The sequence below is a fragment of the Nitratireductor sp. GCM10026969 genome (assembly GCF_042660605.1).
GTDB lineage: Bacteria > Pseudomonadota > Alphaproteobacteria > Rhizobiales > Rhizobiaceae > Chelativorans.
Map to the genome: position 1 here is coordinate 1 of NZ_JBHSUM010000012.1, position 14416 is coordinate 14416.

At 63.7% G+C, this 14416-nt stretch carries 21 protein-coding genes; 5 read left to right on the forward strand and 16 right to left on the reverse strand.

Going from position 1 to position 14416, the window contains the following annotated elements; genetic code table 11:
• Window positions 1–150 precede the first annotated feature (150 nt).
• Both miaA and ACFP9U_RS04930 read left to right on the forward strand, forming a co-directional pair.
• Window positions 151–1083, forward strand: a complete 933-nt coding sequence (miaA, locus tag ACFP9U_RS04925; RefSeq protein ID WP_378619483.1) for a tRNA (adenosine(37)-N6)-dimethylallyltransferase MiaA — start codon at window positions 151–153, stop codon at window positions 1081–1083.
• 112 nt (window positions 1084–1195) lie between these two features.
• On the forward strand, window positions 1196–1987 hold the full coding sequence (locus ACFP9U_RS04930) for a GGDEF domain-containing protein (protein WP_378619484.1): 792 nt from the start codon (window positions 1196–1198) through the stop codon (window positions 1985–1987).
• Window positions 1988–2105: 118 nt separating this feature from the next.
• Here ACFP9U_RS04930 and ACFP9U_RS04935 read toward each other — a convergent pair whose 3' ends face one another.
• Window positions 2106–3884, reverse strand: a complete 1779-nt coding sequence (locus tag ACFP9U_RS04935; RefSeq protein ID WP_378619486.1) for an ATP-binding protein — start codon at window positions 3882–3884, stop codon at window positions 2106–2108.
• Between the two features lie 187 nt (window positions 3885–4071).
• Here ACFP9U_RS04935 and ACFP9U_RS04940 point away from each other — a divergent pair, with 187 nt between their 5' ends.
• The gene (locus ACFP9U_RS04940; RefSeq protein ID WP_378619488.1) at window positions 4072–4893 is read left to right on the forward strand and encodes a DUF1194 domain-containing protein; all 822 of its coding nucleotides are present in this window, start codon (window positions 4072–4074) and stop codon (window positions 4891–4893) included.
• A gap of 115 nt (window positions 4894–5008) precedes the next feature.
• Here the strand turns inward: ACFP9U_RS04940 and ACFP9U_RS04945 are convergent, their stop codons facing one another.
• The 3 genes from ACFP9U_RS04945 to ACFP9U_RS04955 form a co-directional block, all read right to left on the reverse strand.
• A complete protein-coding gene (locus tag ACFP9U_RS04945) occupies window positions 5009–6007 on the reverse strand; it encodes a GlxA family transcriptional regulator (RefSeq protein ID WP_378619489.1) in 999 nt (332 codons plus the stop codon).
• 161 nt (window positions 6008–6168) lie between these two features.
• Window positions 6169–6297 carry a hypothetical protein gene (locus tag ACFP9U_RS04950; protein ID WP_322452039.1) on the reverse strand — a complete coding sequence of 43 codons (129 nt, stop codon included), beginning with the start codon at window positions 6295–6297 and terminating at the stop codon, window positions 6169–6171.
• A 36-nt stretch (window positions 6298–6333) separates the two neighbouring features.
• Window positions 6334–6639: a hypothetical protein gene (locus tag ACFP9U_RS04955; RefSeq protein ID WP_378619491.1), complete on the reverse strand. Its 306-nt coding sequence runs from the start codon at window positions 6637–6639 to the stop codon at window positions 6334–6336.
• A gap of 4 nt (window positions 6640–6643) precedes the next feature.
• On the opposite strand from ACFP9U_RS04955, the gene ACFP9U_RS04960 reads away from it, so the two are divergent.
• Window positions 6644–7546, forward strand: coding sequence for a LysR substrate-binding domain-containing protein (locus ACFP9U_RS04960; protein ID WP_378619492.1), 903 nt, complete (start codon window positions 6644–6646; stop codon window positions 7544–7546).
• 93 nt (window positions 7547–7639) lie between these two features.
• A complete protein-coding gene (ligD, locus tag ACFP9U_RS04965) occupies window positions 7640–8551 on the forward strand; it encodes a non-homologous end-joining DNA ligase (protein WP_378619494.1) in 912 nt (303 codons plus the stop codon).
• 76 nt (window positions 8552–8627) lie between these two features.
• Here the strand turns inward: ligD and ACFP9U_RS04970 are convergent, their stop codons facing one another.
• The 12 genes from ACFP9U_RS04970 to ACFP9U_RS05025 form a co-directional block, all read right to left on the reverse strand.
• Complete coding sequence (locus tag ACFP9U_RS04970) at window positions 8628–9068, reverse strand: hypothetical protein (RefSeq protein WP_378619497.1); 441 nt, start codon at window positions 9066–9068, stop codon at window positions 8628–8630.
• Window positions 9069–9306: 238 nt separating this feature from the next.
• Complete coding sequence (locus tag ACFP9U_RS04975; RefSeq protein WP_378619498.1) at window positions 9307–10374, reverse strand: tyrosine-type recombinase/integrase; 1068 nt, start codon at window positions 10372–10374, stop codon at window positions 9307–9309.
• Entirely contained in the window at window positions 10371–10544 is a 174-nt protein-coding gene (locus tag ACFP9U_RS04980; protein WP_378619500.1) for a hypothetical protein, read from the reverse strand. The genes ACFP9U_RS04975 and ACFP9U_RS04980 overlap by 4 nt, the downstream gene beginning before the upstream one ends.
• Window positions 10541–10867 (reverse strand): hypothetical protein, encoded by a 327-nt coding sequence (locus tag ACFP9U_RS04985; protein ID WP_378619503.1) that lies wholly within the window; start codon window positions 10865–10867, stop codon window positions 10541–10543. The genes ACFP9U_RS04980 and ACFP9U_RS04985 overlap by 4 nt, the downstream gene beginning before the upstream one ends.
• Entirely contained in the window at window positions 10864–11187 is a 324-nt protein-coding gene (locus tag ACFP9U_RS04990; protein ID WP_378619504.1) for a hypothetical protein, read from the reverse strand. The genes ACFP9U_RS04985 and ACFP9U_RS04990 overlap by 4 nt, the downstream gene beginning before the upstream one ends.
• Before the next feature lie 237 nt (window positions 11188–11424).
• The gene (locus ACFP9U_RS04995; RefSeq protein WP_378619506.1) at window positions 11425–12012 is read right to left on the reverse strand and encodes a hypothetical protein; all 588 of its coding nucleotides are present in this window, start codon (window positions 12010–12012) and stop codon (window positions 11425–11427) included.
• On the reverse strand, window positions 12013–12552 hold the full coding sequence (locus ACFP9U_RS05000) for a hypothetical protein (protein ID WP_378619507.1): 540 nt from the start codon (window positions 12550–12552) through the stop codon (window positions 12013–12015). It abuts the gene before it with no gap.
• Window positions 12542–12814 carry a hypothetical protein gene (locus tag ACFP9U_RS05005; RefSeq protein ID WP_378619509.1) on the reverse strand — a complete coding sequence of 91 codons (273 nt, stop codon included), beginning with the start codon at window positions 12812–12814 and terminating at the stop codon, window positions 12542–12544. The genes ACFP9U_RS05000 and ACFP9U_RS05005 overlap by 11 nt, the downstream gene beginning before the upstream one ends.
• Window positions 12811–13041 carry a hypothetical protein gene (locus ACFP9U_RS05010; RefSeq protein ID WP_378619511.1) on the reverse strand — a complete coding sequence of 77 codons (231 nt, stop codon included), beginning with the start codon at window positions 13039–13041 and terminating at the stop codon, window positions 12811–12813. Before ACFP9U_RS05010 ends, ACFP9U_RS05005 begins: the two co-directional genes overlap by 4 nt.
• On the reverse strand, window positions 13038–13472 hold the full coding sequence (locus ACFP9U_RS05015; RefSeq protein ID WP_378619512.1) for a hypothetical protein: 435 nt from the start codon (window positions 13470–13472) through the stop codon (window positions 13038–13040). Before ACFP9U_RS05015 ends, ACFP9U_RS05010 begins: the two co-directional genes overlap by 4 nt.
• The gene (locus tag ACFP9U_RS05020) at window positions 13469–13864 is read right to left on the reverse strand and encodes an HNH endonuclease signature motif containing protein (protein ID WP_378619514.1); all 396 of its coding nucleotides are present in this window, start codon (window positions 13862–13864) and stop codon (window positions 13469–13471) included. Before ACFP9U_RS05020 ends, ACFP9U_RS05015 begins: the two co-directional genes overlap by 4 nt.
• Window positions 13864–14256: a hypothetical protein gene (locus ACFP9U_RS05025; protein ID WP_378619515.1), complete on the reverse strand. Its 393-nt coding sequence runs from the start codon at window positions 14254–14256 to the stop codon at window positions 13864–13866. The genes ACFP9U_RS05020 and ACFP9U_RS05025 overlap by 1 nt, the downstream gene beginning before the upstream one ends.
• Window positions 14257–14416: the final 160 nt, after the last annotated feature.

Sequence of the window (14416 nt, forward strand, 5' to 3'; positions counted from 1 at the left end):
GCTGCCTCGGCCTCGGCCGCGGCGAGCCCGGGGGCGGGGACGATGTCGCAGGCGACATCCGGGGCGAGCCAGGCGATCTCTCTTGCACCGAGCGCCCGTCTGGCCATATTCGCCGTAGCGGGCGTCAGGGCGGCGGCCCTGGGATCGGAGATGAGCGTTGCGACGAGTTTCATGGAAAGGTCCGCTGCGGCCGGCCGGAAGACAGTGCTGAAGAATGCGACCCTGATAGCCGGCCCCACGGCCAGCGGCAAGTCGTCGATGGCGCTCGATCTCGCGCGGCGGACGGGGGGCGTCATCGTCAATGCCGATTCCATGCAGGTCTATTCCGTCCTGCGGCTTCTGACGGCGCGCCCCGGCCCGGAGGAGCTCGCTGCCGCGGAACATCGGCTCTACGGCCATGTCCATCCGAGCCGGGACTATTCCACCGGGCAGTGGCTGCGTGATGTGGAGGCACTCGTCGAGGCGGAAGATCTGGCCGGGAGGCAAGCGATCTTCGTCGGTGGGACCGGACTTTACTTCCGCGCGCTGACGGAAGGGCTTTCGCCCATGCCGGACATTCCGCCACAGGTGCGCCGGGCCTGGCGCACGCGCCTGGCGGAAGAGGGGAGCGCGGCACTGCACGCGGTTCTTTCTCGTACCGATCCCGAATCGGCAGAGCGCATCCGGCCCTCCGACGGACAGCGCATCGTGCGGGCGCTCGAGGTGCTTGAAGCCTCGGGCGAGGCAATCGCCTGTTGGCAGGCGCGGCGTTCGACCCCTTTGGTCGAGGCGGCCTCCGCGCGCAAGATCGTTCTGGAGCCGGACCGGGCCGGCCTTGCAGAAAAAATCGATCGAAGATTCGCGCGCATGCTGGAAGAAGGCGCGCTCGAAGAGGTGCGCGCGCTTGTTGGCCTCGACCTGCCGGCGGACAAGCCGGCGATGAAGGCGATCGGTGTGCGCGAGCTTGCCGATGTCCTTGCCGGCCGTGCCAGCGTGGCTGAGGCCGCCGCGCATGTCGGCACGGCGACACGCCGATACGCGAAGCGGCAGATGACCTGGTTCCGCCATCAACTCGGCCCCGACTGGGAGCGCCTGCCGGCGTGAATCGAACCCGGTCGGAAGAAGGCCGACTGCGGCGAATCTGCACGCACGGATTAACCTCCCCCTAAGGCGCCTCATGCCAGAAGATGTGAAAAGGGCATGTAGCGGGTAGGGCATGCGTTTCCACAAAGCGGAATCGGCGTTTTTTCTCTTTATCGCCCTGGTTTCCGGGGCCGGCGTTCTCCTGTTTTTCGCCTACGGGATGGTGCGCGCAAGAGCCCTCCAGCTGGCCGCCGTCGGTGGCGCGGCGGACCTGGATGCGTTCACGCATCTTCTCCTGACGACCGGTACGCTGCTCTTCGCGTCGGTCGTCTTCGGCCTGTTCTTCATTTATCCGCTCATCCGCACCCAGGTGCGTGAGGAGGGCAAGTTGCGCGCGATGACCGAATCGCTCAGCGCGCGTTCCGAACTGCTCCAGCACGCGGCCCTGACCGACAGCCTGACGGGCACGCAGAACCGGCGCTTCTTCGACGATGCGCTGCGCGAATATCTGCGCGAGTTCGGCCGTATCAGAAAACCAGTGGGGCTGATGGTGCTCGATCTCGACCATTTCAAGCAAGTCAACGACACGTATGGCCATGACGTGGGCGACCAGGTGCTGCGCGAGGTCGCGCGCTGCCTGAAGGACATGACGCGCTATCACGACGTGGTGGCCCGGCTTGGCGGCGAGGAGTTCGCCATCGTGACGCCGAACATGGATTTCGATTCGCTCGTCAAGCTTGGCGAACGCATCCGCAACGCGATCGCCGCCTTCGACGTGGAGGTCGGAAACCTGCGGCTGAAGGTCACCACCAGTATGGGGCTCGCCGTCTGGGACGGCAAGGAAGGGGCCGAAGGCTTTTATCGTCGGGCCGACAAGATGCTTTACGAGGCGAAGCGGCTCGGCCGCGACCGGGTCTGCGCCTGACGATACGCCCGTGCCTGGTTAGAGCAGCGTGCGCTCACATTCGCCCGCTTGGCTGCTCGATCTGCTCTAGCCGCAGTTGCGCGCCGCCAAGCGGTTCCATCTGCTCCAGGCGCCGGGGTTACCCGAGGCGTCCCCGGGGCCGAGCGGCGGGCTGGAAAGGACTTTCATAGACGCTGTGCGGGGCGCTCTCCGCCGTGCTTGCGAAGGCGCTCGTGCGGGTGCGCGCGCGCCGTCCCGTCTCGCGCATGCGCGCCACGATCGACTCAAGATCGATATCGTCGGTCGAGTGGCCATCGTGCGCCTGCCGCCCCTTACCGGGTGCATCCTTCACACCCGGCAGGAGCCAATCGGGTAGCCGTTCGAAGGTCATGCGCATGGTGGTCGCCACCCCGTCGCCGAAGGCGATCGCTTCGCGCTGGCCCATGGAGGACAGGAAGGTGAGGATCGAAGCCGAAGAATCGGCGATCGCCGAGCGGATGATGGACTGGTCCTGCTCGTTGGCCAGGCGCATGGCGAACACGGTCGAGCATTGCGAGAGCACGGCCGGGTCGAGGTCTCCGGGGCGCTGGGTCACCACGCCCAGGGAGCATCCGTATTTCCGCCCCTCCTTGGCGATGCGTGCCAGGGCGTGGCGGGTCGGGGCGAAGCCGAGTCTGGAGTCGGCCGGCATATAGCGATGCGCCTCCTCGCAAAGGAGCAGGAGCTTCAGGCGTCCCTCGCTCCAAAGGGTCAGGTCGAAGGCGATCCGCGCCAGGACCGAGCAGACCGAGTTGACCACCTCCGACGGTAGGCCGGCCATCTCGAAACAGGTGACCGGGCGGCCTTCACCGGGCACGCGAAAGATGCGCCCGATGGTTTCGTGGATCGAATCCTCGACGAGGCGCGAGGCGAACATGAACCGGTAGCGCGGATCGGCCAGTGCCCCCTCGATCCGCGTGCGAAGCTGGCGGTAATGGGGGCGGTCGGTCTTGGCGTCGAGCTGGCCCATGCGCTCGTCGATCTGGCCAATGAGGTCGGCCATGCGGTAGGGCACCGGGGTGTCGGCGGTGATGCCGCCGCCATCGCCCCGCTTGAGCATGCTGTCGCCGGGACCGCGATAGAGGTGTTTCGCACGGGTGACGAGGTCGCGCAGCAGTTCCACCTCCTCCGCCACCGGCTCGCGGCCGCGGAAAAGAACCTCCACCAGCTCCTCCAGCCGGAACATCCAGAACGGCAGATCGAGCGAAGCGCCGTCAAGGCGCACGCAGTAGTCGGGCAGGGCGGCGGCGAATTCGTTGTGCGGGTCCAGGATGAGGATGCGCAGATCAGGGCGTGCCTCGATGGCTTTGCGCAAAAGCAGGGAGACCGCGGTGGACTTGCCGACGCCGGTCGTACCGACGATGGCGAAATGCCGGTCGAGCGTTTCGTCGATCGCAAGGCGGGCGGCAATGGCGCCGTCCTGGGACAGATGCCCGACGGTGACAGCCGGGCGGCCGCCCAGATCGTAGACGGCTTCCAGATCGCTGGCGCGGATGCGGTGGGCGATGGCGCCGATATGCGGATAGACGGTGATGCCGCGGTCGAAGACAGGCGTGCCGTTCAGATCGCGCACCTCGCCGATGAGCTCGGCAAGAACCATGATCGGGTTGCTGCCGTCCTCGTCCCAGCGCCGCTGCGGCCGCTCAATGCCGTAGATCAGGCCGACGGTGCGCGTCTTGCCAAGATTGATGGAGATCAGCTTGCCGACCGTCCAGCTTTCGGCGACAGCCGTCTCGGAGCCTCCGATGGACACGGCAATGCCGGCGCGCGCGGCGACGCATTGCACGACGTGGCCCAGAACGCGCGCTGCGGGTTGTCCCGCGGCACGCCGCTCCCGCGCAGTGGCTGCGCCCGGGGCGCTCTCTTCAGGCTGATACATGAGGAATGCCCCTTTTGCCCAACGTTCCCATGCTAGTGCCGGCGGGGTTAAGGCGGGATGAGGGGGGATGGTTGAGGAGCCGTTAAACCGGCGATTCCGGCCTGCCGTGGCCGATCGCGGCCAAGGTGGCGGCTGCCGGGTATTACCGCATATTGCCGCGTTCGGCCCTCGGGCGTAAACTTGTCCCATGTGGACTTTGCATCCCGCTCGCGTCTTCTACGGCGTGCTTGCCGCGCTGGCGGCGATGCTGAGCCCGATTGAGGCAAAGGCGCAGGATGCGGTCGATGTCGAACTGATCCTGGCCGTCGACGTTTCGCTTTCCATGTCGCCCGGCGAGATGGAAATCCAGCGCCGGGGCTATGCGGCCGCGCTTACCCACGAGACGGTGGTCCAGGCGATCGAGAGCGGCCTCAACGGCCGCATTGCCATCGCCTATTTCGAGTGGGCGGGAGACACGACCCAGCGGCTCGTCGTGCCGTGGACAACCATCGCTTCCGCGGAGGACGCGGCGCGCGTCGCCGAGATGCTGATGGTCAGCCCGCCGCGCAGCGCCCGGCGCACCTCGATCTCGGGCGCCATCAATTTCGCTGCCGATCTGTTTGTGGAAAGCGGCTATCGGAGCATGCGCCGCGTGCTCGATATATCCGGCGACGGTCCCAACAACCAGGGAGCGCCGGTGGTCCAGGCGCGCGACGACCTCGTCGCCGCCGGCGTGACAATCAACGGCCTGCCGCTGATGACCAATGAGGGCTTCAGCACTTCCTACGACATCCGGGATCTCGACCGCTACTACAGCGGCTGTGTGATCGGCGGTCCCGGCGCATTCATGATCCCGGTCAACGAGTGGGCGCAGTTTCCCGAGGCCGTGCGCCGGAAGCTGGTGATCGAACTGGCCGGGACCGGGGACCCCGAGGTGCCCGTGGTCCTTGCTCAGGCAAGCGACGACTTCGACTGCATGATCGGGGAAAGGATGTGGCAGGAGCGCCTGTGGATGTGGGACGAGCAGTAAGATCTGCAGCCCTTTGCGATCCGAGCGGGTGCTCCCTCTCCCTCTCTCTCTCTCTCTCGCAACTTTGCGGACCAACCGGCTGCCGGCCGCCGGTCTTCCGTCCGGCGTTGCCGTGTCAGGCGGCGACGAGCTGTTTGCGGTCCGCCCGTTCCTGCTGCGGGGAGCGGGCATAGAGTTCGCGATAGCACTTGGAGAAGTGGGAGGCGGAAACGAAGCCGCAGGCGACGGCCACTTCCACGACCGGCATGGAGGACTGGACGAGAAGGTGGCGGGCCCGGTCGAGCCGGATCTCCAGATAATAACGTGCCGGCGAGCGGCCCATCTCCTGACGGAAGAGCCGCTCGATCTGGCGGCGCGAAAGGCCGACGGCCTCGGCGATCTCGATCAGCGACAGCGGTTCCGACAAATTCGCCTCCATCAGCTCGATGATGGTGAGCACCTTCGAGTTCTGTACGCCGAGCCGGGCTCTCAGCGGCAGGCGCTGGCGATCGGAGGGGCTGCGCACGCGGTCGGTCAGCATCTGCTCGCACACGCGGTTGACGAGATTGTCGTCGAAGTCTTCGCCGATGAGCTGGAACATCATGTCCATGGCGGCCGTGCCGCCGGCGCAGGTGTAAATGTTCGAATCGACCTCGAAAAGATCGGCGAAGACGTTGGCCTTCGGGTACTTCTCGGCGAAGCCGGGCAGGTTCTCCCAATGGATGGCGCAGCGCTTGTTGGCGAGCAGGCCGGCGGCCGCCAGGATCTGCGCACCGGTGCACAGTCCGCCCAGGGCGACGCCGCGATTGTATTCCTCGCGGAGCCAGGCAAAGACCGACTTGTTGACATAAGCATCGACATTGAGGCCGCTGCACACGACGACCATGGTCGGCCGCTCGCGGCCGGTCATCTTCTGCCGCTCATCGGACAATGACGAGGTGACGGCGACCTCGACGCCGTTGGAGGCGCGCACCGGCTTGCCGTCGACGCTCGCCAGCCGCCACGTATAGGCCTGGTAGCCGGCCATGCGATTGGCCGCCCGCAGGGGTTCCAGCGCTGTAGCGAAAGCGACCAGCGTGAAATCCGGGACAAGAAAAAATACCAGCGAGCGCTTGACCTGCCTATCGTCCCGCATTTCGTCCTCCTGCGGACTGCGACCTAATGCGATGTCGCCCAGAGGCAAGCCTGTCCCAAAAAAATCTTAACTGTCAATGGAGTGCGCGGTCGCGCAAAGAGAAATTTTTGCTTGTCCGGCGGCCGCGCTGTGGGCATGGCGGCCGCCGGACGAGTCAGCCTTCACGGGCGGGGGTCCGTCTGGGCGGGCGATTGCCGCCGTGCGGGCCTGCGCCCCGTGCGCGCGTGCTCGTGGATATCTCCGAACTCGCGCAGGAAAGACCTCAGCCTGGTCAGATAGTTCATCTTCATTTCACCGTCTCCTTTTCTCTATGACAGAGGGTTTGCCTACCAGCGCCGTTCCCAGAAGGAATCCCGCACCTGACGGGGGATCCGCCGGCGGCTCTCTGCGGCCGGCCATCCGATATCCTTCTGAATCTCGGCGGGCAGATTACTGATGAACTTTTCGGTGCGGCGACGCTCCCAGAGCGCCATCCGATGACGCAGATAATCAAGCATTGCAGCTTGTACAGACATGGCTTTCTCGCTCCTCTGTTGAGCCGGCCACCCGGCTTCGGGATTGACTATCGCCACAATCTCCTGTTCAATCAAACGCAATGAAATGATCATTTGGTTCAGGGAAATTGAAGGCAAGGCGATGAACGCTCCACTCAACCATCCGATGCCGCTGCTCGAACTCGACGTTTTGCGCACCTTCGTGGCGATTTCCGAGACCGGCAGCTTCACCGGCGCCGCGAATGCGGTTTTCCGCACGCCCTCGGCCGTGTCCATGCAGATCAAGAAGCTCGAGGAGATCCTGGGCCGCGCCGTCTTCGTGCGCGATGCCCGTTCCGTCACGCTGACGCCCGACGGAGAGATGCTTCTGAGCTATGCGCGCCGTCTCCTGGCGCTCAACCGCGAGGCGGTTTCGAAATTCGTCGCGCCCGATATCAGCGGCATCGTGCGGCTGGGCTCGCCCGACGATTTCGGCGAGCGGGTGCTGCCGAGCGTGCTCAGGCGCTTTTCCCAGTCGCATCCGGCCATTGCCGTCGACGTGGTCATCGACCAGAGCGTTAACCTGCGGAAGCGCATGGCGTCCCGCCAGCTCGACATAACGCTCCTGACCTGTTCGGGCGATCTGGAACGCGAGGTAGGAGTCGAGGTCCTGTTGAGCGAACCCATCGTCTGGGCCGGCGCCAAGGGCGGATGCGCGCATCTGCGCGAGCCGCTGCCGGTCTCCCTCTGGGAGGAGGGATGCGTGTGGCGCAACGCGGCCGTGACCGCGCTCGGCGAGCTCGGCCGCGATTATCGCGTCGCCTATATGAGCGCGCACACGGCCGGCCAGAGGGCGGCCATTCTCGGCGGGCTGGCGGTAGCGCCCCTGCCGAAGTCGTTTATCGGCGAGGATCTCGTCGAACTCGGCCCGCAGGACGGCCTGCCGAAGATGGGCAACTACAATCTGGGTATGGTGGTCACGCCGGATGCTTCCGCGCCGGTCAAGGCGGCGGCCGACCATATCCGGGCGACCTTCGAGTTGTTCAACGAGACGGGGCGGTTCTAACCGGCACGAAGGAACCTGCGCGGGCGGGGCGGATTGAACGGGGGGCAGGGTGCCCGGCTCCCTTGCGCCGCCGTGCCAGCACCGGAGGCCGAGATGCAGAAAAAGGGACGTACGCTTCTTGCCGGCGTCGCGCTGTCCAGCCCCGACAAGATACTCTTTGATGCGCAAGGGCTCACCAAGGCCGACATCGCCGCCCATTACATGCGCGTCGCCGAGCGCATGCTGCCTTGGACGCGCAAGCGGCTCGTGAGCCTCGTGCGCTGCCCGGAGGGACGCAGTCGCGAATGCTTCTTCCAGAAGCATGGCGGCAAGGGCTTTCCGGCCGAGGTAAAACGGCGGGAAATCGTGGAGAAGAACGGCGGCAAAGCCGAGTATCTCTACATCGACGATCTTGCAGGCCTCATCGCCGGCGTCCAGATGAACACGCTGGAGTTCCACGTCTGGGGCTCGCGGATCGACCGGCTGGAGAAGCCCGACCGCCTCGTTTTCGATCTCGATCCCGATGAAGCGCTGGAATTTGCAGACGTGCGGCGCGCGGCTTTCGACCTGCGCGAGCGTCTTTCCGCATACGGTCTCAAATCCGTGCCGCTGGTCACGGGCGGCAAGGGCGTGCATGTTGTGGTGCCGCTTGCCCGGCGCGCCGAATGGCCGCAAGCCAAGGCTTTTGCCCGGTCGGTGGCCAGGACCATGGAAGCGGAGGAGCCGGAGCGCTTCCTCGCGCAGGCGGCCAAGGCCAAGCGCAAGGGCCGCATCTTCATCGACTGGCTGCGCAATGAGCGCGGCGCCACGGCCATCGCGCCCTATTCGACACGCGCAAGGCCGGGCGCGCCCGTCGCCGTACCCGTCTCATGGGCGGAGTTGTCGGAATTGGCGGCGGCGGACACGTTTCACGTCGCCGATATGGAGGCGCGCATGCAGGCACCCGAGCCCTGGGCCGAAACCGCGGGCTGGCGACAATCCCTTACACGCAAGGTCCTGGCGACCGCCGGAGCGGGCGATGAATAGCGGCCGTAGCCGGATGAACCCCGCCGCCCGAGGCGGCGAGGCCGCGGTGTGCGGCCGATCCGCGGCCGCTTCGTACTCAGGCGGTGGCGCCGAAGAAGCGCCAGATGGCCTGCTTGAAATTCGCGCGCGAGCGCTTTCTTGCCGCATAGCGGCGAAGACGGTCGGCCACCGCGCCGCCGGTCATCCTTCCGAAATAGCGGCAGTCGCACAGGAGCCGATGGGCGTCGGAATCGCTCATGCCGAAGAAGTCCATCGCATCGCCGAGCCCGTCGCTCTTCAGCCCCTGTTCGCGCAGGACCGGATCGCTGAAAGCAACCGTCAAGGGCGTGTTGGTGCCCCTGTAGGCCCTGCGTTCCTGCGGAGACAGATACTCGATCTGCATCAATGGGTTCAAAAAGCCGCCGTGCATTTCGAGAAGCGCCGCCCAACGTTCGACTCGCTCGTGCTGCGACATGTGCGAGGGGATCGGACATGTCGTGACGGCGGCTTCCATTTCCTGACGAGTCTGGTGCTTCATCGTGTCCTCCATACGATCGTCCACCACACCTACAGAGAAGCAGATAGAGCATGGCTCCGGTTCCGACAGTCCGGCGACCTTCATCGTGTTGATCACGAATTATGTCAAAGGAGGACCGGCGGAAAAGCCGGAGCGTCTTGGAGACGGGATCGGTGGAGGAAAGGACTTGCAGGAGGAAAATGGTGCGGTCGAGAAATGTGCCAAAAACGCAGAAATTCAATATCTTAGGTTCCCGCACCTAGCCAGCCCGACCCTTTGATTTCATTGAAGACTTTTCACCGTGCGCCCGCACCTTTTCGGCCGCCGCCTGTGCGAGCTTCCGGCGATCGGCCGTCTGCGTGTAGTGGCGCGCCATCGCGCCTCCCGTCCAGCCGAACAGAGCCTCGAGCTCTCGCTCGCTTGCGCCCGCCTCAGCCGCCCTTGTCGCACCGATCTTCCGTACCCCATGGGCCGACTTGCCTTTCAAACCAGCATCGTTGCAGGCGCGGCGGAAGAAGTTCCCGAACGTCTCTTTCGTGAGCGGCTGGCCTCTCTCCCCGATGATGAACGCAAAATCGCCGGTCGGCCCTCGACGCAGCGTCTCCTCAAGATCCGGTAAGATCGGAATGCTGACCTCGGTGTCGGTCTTCTCCGTGCGGATCGTCGCGACTCCATCGCGCACATGCTGCCTTCCCAGGCGCACGGCATCGCCGCGGCGCAATCCGGTGTAGAGGAGGATATGGAGCCATACGCGCTCCTTGGTTCCGGCTGGCCAGCGCTTTTCGTAAGCCTGCACGTCCTCTTCTGTCCAAGCCTCGAATCCACCTGATTTCGGCCGTTTGGGGTTCGTGACGCCAGCGGTGGGATCTACGGTTACGAGCTCGGCCTCGAGTGCCCAGCGGAAAAGCCCGCGCATCGCGTCGAGGAAATTACGTGCCTGGGCAGGTGTACCGACCCTCTTCTCGCGTCCGGCGACGATCGTTTTGCGCGTGACCTTCCGATAGTCCGCGCCTCCCGACTTCTCCAGCACATGCTTGAAGATGTTGTCTCGTTGCCGTCGGGTGGCTTGGGAAAGGCTGAGATAAGCCGAGGTCTCTCGATAGCGAGCGATCAGCCATTCAAGGCTAGCTGTGTTCGCCACGCGCCGTTTCGGCCGAGGAGACCCGGCAAGTGCAGCCTCGTATTCCTCATCAAAGCTTGGATCATCCAGCGCGGGGAGCCGGACGCGCACCCCTTTCCCCCGACGGAAGTAGATCACGCGCTTGCCATGGCGCGTCCATTCCTGATGAACGAAAGGGGGCAACTTGCGAGGCATATCGAGCGTCAAAGCTCGATCTCCTCTTCCTCGTCAATCTGCTCTTTGCCCTGTGCATGGTCAGCGGGGATAGCGGTCACAACCACCTCACCGATCTTGACCTCGACGCGCATGCCCTCCTTGCGCGCGGCCCGGAGGATGGCGCGCACCTGGTTCTCGCGGAGGGCGAGCGCCTTCGTCATCCCCGCTCCTCCTGTAGAGCGCGGCGACCGGCTCCATTGATGTCCACCGGAAAGGCCGCATCTACAGCCCGCGCCTCCTCCCAATCCCGGGCGATGAGCAATTCCCGTCCATCAGCCAGCGCAATTGTGCCGGGCCGGAAGCCATGGCCACAACATGACGCTACGGTACGAATTCCCGCATTGTTGAGGGCGCGCACGATTGGCGCAATGCACGGATCGCACCAAATCGCTGGCTTGCCGGAGCGGTCGCGCTCAATGACCACCATCTTGCGCTCGCGGTCGAGGTGGCATTCAGGATTTCCGCAAGAAGTTGAGCGTGTCATGTCCGCCCCCTATTCTTCAGGGCGCGGATAGCTTCGGCAATCTTGTTGGGGGTTCCGAAGACAAACTGGCGCTCCATTTCCTGCGCCGCCCTTTCCAAGCTGTCGTCATCGAGAGAGCCGGGGCCGACTATGCGGTAGCCTGCGGCGGTGAGAATGTCTTGCAGATGGTCGCCTGCGGCCATCAAGTCGAAGGAACCGTCGATGGTGGTACCTAGGGCGTATTCTCCGTTGTGCTCCTCAAATGTGCCGATGTAAGCGTTGCCATCGGAACGTGAGAGAGCATCGTAAATTGCCCGCGCAATGATCTCCCGCCCGCTCATCTACTCGCCCTCCGGGGAGGGGGAAGAGGCGAGGTACGCGCGACCGGCGTCGGTTATCTCATACAGTATTGGCCGATCTAGAGATTGACCATGTGCGCCAACCGCCCTGGCGTAGCCATCTCTGATCAGGGACGGCATCCTGTTCTGGTTTCCGTCCCTCGCCTCATCAAGAGTGAGCGGCCCGTGTGCGGCAAGCCGTTCGAGCATTCCTCTTGTCAATCTATCCAGCCCGCTCATTTACTTCGCCCCCGGGTAGGCAAATAGCGGCGTCTGCGTGTAGCCGCCCTGAACGTCGCGCTCTTCTAGCGGGTGAAATTGCAGCTTGTCTGGCCCGTTACCGTAAATCTCATCGTCGGGACAGTGCACGATGTAGGCCACCGGCTCCGCCCCCGCTTCCTGCGCCGGGGATGGTGAGGACGCAAGGATGCGCTTTTCAGCGTCCAACATGGCAAGCTCGACTTCTTCCATGCCAGCGTCCCAGCCATCGCGGCAAATCTTGTGCGCGACTTCCCTCACCATTTCAGGATCGAGTGTCCAGCCACGAACGCCACTGTCATTTCGCGGGAGAGCCTTCACGCCCACCGCCCCGTCCTGAGCGGAGAGGGCGGCTTCGAGGGCGGCAATTAGCGGCCTGTCTTCTTCGCCCTCAGGAAGATCAAATCCGCCCCCGCCGCATTGGCTGCACCAATCGGGGTCATAGCCGTCTTCTCCAAAACCGTGATGATAGCCAAAACCGTCACAGCGCGGGCAGTCTATTGTGCGGGGAGTGGCTTCTGCCTTGCGGAAAGCTGCCTTTGCCGCCTCTATCTGCCTATCTGTCGCCATCTATTCGGCCTCCTTCACTGCGCGGGCGGTGCGGAGATCGCCAACGGTTGGTCGATTGAACGCCCCGACATCTAAGATGTGGTCATCTGGAAAATCATGTTGGCCGTCGTGGCTATGGTACGCGTCTGCCGCTTTCGCAAACGGCTCCAGCGCCTTCTCCATCGCCTCCACACGGGCGCGGAGACGAGACACTTCGGCCTCGGCGGCATCGCAAATGATCTCCAGACGACGCTTGCTTGCTTCGGCGGATTCGGCGCGGGATTTGAATGCATCTCGCTCACCAAGCACTTGATGGAGAAGTTCGTCGTGAGCATCAAATTGACTGTTCGCGTGGTCCCGCTCACCCCGTAGCTGGCGGATGAGGGAGGCGGCTTCGGAAAGAGCCTCAAAGAATCGAGGTTCGGTTGTGAGCGCGATCAACTTCCCGTCTTTGTCGCGCATCTCAGCATAATCGGGTGTATCGGTGAACGCGAGCGGGAGCCTCTCAAGCACCTCCTCAACATCAAGGGCGGCTGTGTCTGTGGTGGTGCTAGCGGTCATTTTTCGCCTCCCGCATCATGTCGGCCATGAGATTGAGCATGTCAGGCGCGTCCATTTTTTCGATGTCTTCCACGTGCTTGGTGATGACGCCGCATGCCTGCGCCGCAACCACTCCAAGAACCTGGAACGCGACCATGCTTGCCTGTTGCCGGCTCTCGCACAGTGACAGCACGTCCAGCATGACCTTAGACACGCGGTCGCCGGCGTGCTTGGCGAGGTCCATGCCGACCTGATGATGGGCGGCTGTGTCTGTGGTGGTCATTTCTGCGCCTCCACGGGCTGCGGGCGCATGTACCAATCAACCATTTCGTTGAACTGCTCGACTGGAATATCCACCCATCCCCCACCGCTCGGCGCGTGAATGGAAACGGTATCTCCATGGTGCAGGATGGACCAAACTCCCGAATCTTGCGGGTAGTTGTCCGACTCCATTGACAGGAGCTCCTCCGTATCCCTGACGTCATACGGGCGTTTGGTTTCGGTGCTCATGCCCCGCGTCCTTCATTGCTCGTGGCCTGCCGACGCTTGGGATTTTGAGCAACAGCAAAGGCGGTGATCGAATCCTCACCCTCCCAGATGAAGTGATCGGCACGGTTCGGGCCGCCAATATCGCCATCCCGATAGGTGACCCAGCAGACGAGGTCATCCGCGATCGGCTTTTCGTCACCGAAGTGCTCTATCCAGTCGGAGGGCACCGGATCATCAGCCGTGAAAGGAGGGACATATTCCGGCTCCGCTGGCGCAGTCTTCTCCGCAGCCAGGAACTCAGAATGCATGTCTAGGAGTGCTGAAAACTCGCCAATCGAGAGGGAGTTGATCCATTCCTCATACGCACGCGGCGACATTGAAGAGAAGTCAACCTCGGCGGCCTTCGCGCGCACGCTGTTTCGATTTCTCTCTGCAATAGTCGTTCGCGTCATGCCCTGCGTCCTTCCTTCACGATTTCGCCCGTCCTGGTGTCGATGACGGTCCCGTCCAGCTTCTGCTTGAAACGGCTCGACCAGCCTCGCGATTGTTTCTTGATGCCGAGCGCCTTGTCCTGCTGGCGCAATGTCTTCGACGCGACCGGGATGTCTCGGGTCCGCGTCTTGTGATCGTGGCACCTGAGGCAGACGGCCGCGCAGTTCCCGAGGCTGTTGTCCTTGGAGTTGGCGTCAAGGTCGATGTGATCGAACTGGACGCCATAGGACAGGTTTGCATTGCAGCGCTGGCCCGGTTTGAGCCCGTACCATTCGCCCACGGCCTCGCAGAAGCCGCCGGAGCGCTTGAGGGCTTGGCGTTTGATGGGCTTGGTGAACTCGCGGCGCGCCATCAGATAATCTCCTCAGAGACAAAGCCGGGGTGCTTCGATGCCATGTGCCGGCGCAAATTCTCGAATGATCTGTTGCAGCAAGGGCAGACGCCGGCAGCAGCGCGGTTTTTCAGGCGGGTAATCTGGCCTTTGCGGGCGGAGGCGGATCGCTGCGCCGCCTCTCGCTGGTTCCGCTGCCACCCGATTTCATCATCTTTCTGGGCAAGTTGCTGCTTTAGCCTGTCGCGCTCTCGACGCAGGCGTACCTCCTCGGTTTCTCCTTCCGGAAAGTGCTGTGGGTGGCCGTAAGGACAGTAAAAAGAGATGTCCGGTGATTTCCTGGCCGCTGAATACAGATCGTCGGGAAGCCACATGTCCGACTTGCAACGGCAACAGGTGAGTTTGATGCCCATCAATTCACCCTCCAATCGTCCCGACCGGCGAGGACGGCCGTCATGAACTCGCGCTTTGCCTTCTGGATGGACGCGGAGCCGCGCTTATGGCTGCGGCGGTATTCGCGCTCCTGGCGGTCCAATTCGGCCATCAGTGGGCAAGCACGGCGGATTGCCTGCC

Coding starts and splice junctions, on each gene's coding strand:
- miaA (WP_378619483.1), top strand. CDS start 151: ATGAGCGTTGCGACGAGTTTCATGGAAAGGTCCGCTGCGGCCGGCCGG.
- ACFP9U_RS04930 (WP_378619484.1), top strand. CDS start 1,196: ATGCGTTTCCACAAAGCGGAATCGGCGTTTTTTCTCTTTATCGCCCTG.
- ACFP9U_RS04935 (WP_378619486.1), bottom strand. CDS start 3,884: ATGTATCAGCCTGAAGAGAGCGCCCCGGGCGCAGCCACTGCGCGGGAG.
- ACFP9U_RS04940 (WP_378619488.1), top strand. CDS start 4,072: ATGTGGACTTTGCATCCCGCTCGCGTCTTCTACGGCGTGCTTGCCGCG.
- ACFP9U_RS04945 (WP_378619489.1), bottom strand. CDS start 6,007: ATGCGGGACGATAGGCAGGTCAAGCGCTCGCTGGTATTTTTTCTTGTC.
- ACFP9U_RS04950 (WP_322452039.1), bottom strand. CDS start 6,297: ATGAAGATGAACTATCTGACCAGGCTGAGGTCTTTCCTGCGCGAGTTC.
- ACFP9U_RS04960 (WP_378619492.1), top strand. CDS start 6,644: ATGAACGCTCCACTCAACCATCCGATGCCGCTGCTCGAACTCGACGTT.
- ligD (WP_378619494.1), top strand. CDS start 7,640: ATGCAGAAAAAGGGACGTACGCTTCTTGCCGGCGTCGCGCTGTCCAGC.
- ACFP9U_RS04970 (WP_378619497.1), bottom strand. CDS start 9,068: ATGAAGCACCAGACTCGTCAGGAAATGGAAGCCGCCGTCACGACATGT.
- ACFP9U_RS04980 (WP_378619500.1), bottom strand. CDS start 10,544: ATGACGAAGGCGCTCGCCCTCCGCGAGAACCAGGTGCGCGCCATCCTC.
- ACFP9U_RS04985 (WP_378619503.1), bottom strand. CDS start 10,867: ATGACACGCTCAACTTCTTGCGGAAATCCTGAATGCCACCTCGACCGC.
- ACFP9U_RS04990 (WP_378619504.1), bottom strand. CDS start 11,187: ATGAGCGGGCGGGAGATCATTGCGCGGGCAATTTACGATGCTCTCTCA.
- ACFP9U_RS04995 (WP_378619506.1), bottom strand. CDS start 12,012: ATGGCGACAGATAGGCAGATAGAGGCGGCAAAGGCAGCTTTCCGCAAG.
- ACFP9U_RS05000 (WP_378619507.1), bottom strand. CDS start 12,552: ATGACCGCTAGCACCACCACAGACACAGCCGCCCTTGATGTTGAGGAG.
- ACFP9U_RS05005 (WP_378619509.1), bottom strand. CDS start 12,814: ATGACCACCACAGACACAGCCGCCCATCATCAGGTCGGCATGGACCTC.
- ACFP9U_RS05010 (WP_378619511.1), bottom strand. CDS start 13,041: ATGAGCACCGAAACCAAACGCCCGTATGACGTCAGGGATACGGAGGAG.
- ACFP9U_RS05015 (WP_378619512.1), bottom strand. CDS start 13,472: ATGACGCGAACGACTATTGCAGAGAGAAATCGAAACAGCGTGCGCGCG.
- ACFP9U_RS05020 (WP_378619514.1), bottom strand. CDS start 13,864: ATGGCGCGCCGCGAGTTCACCAAGCCCATCAAACGCCAAGCCCTCAAG.
- ACFP9U_RS05025 (WP_378619515.1), bottom strand. CDS start 14,256: ATGGGCATCAAACTCACCTGTTGCCGTTGCAAGTCGGACATGTGGCTT.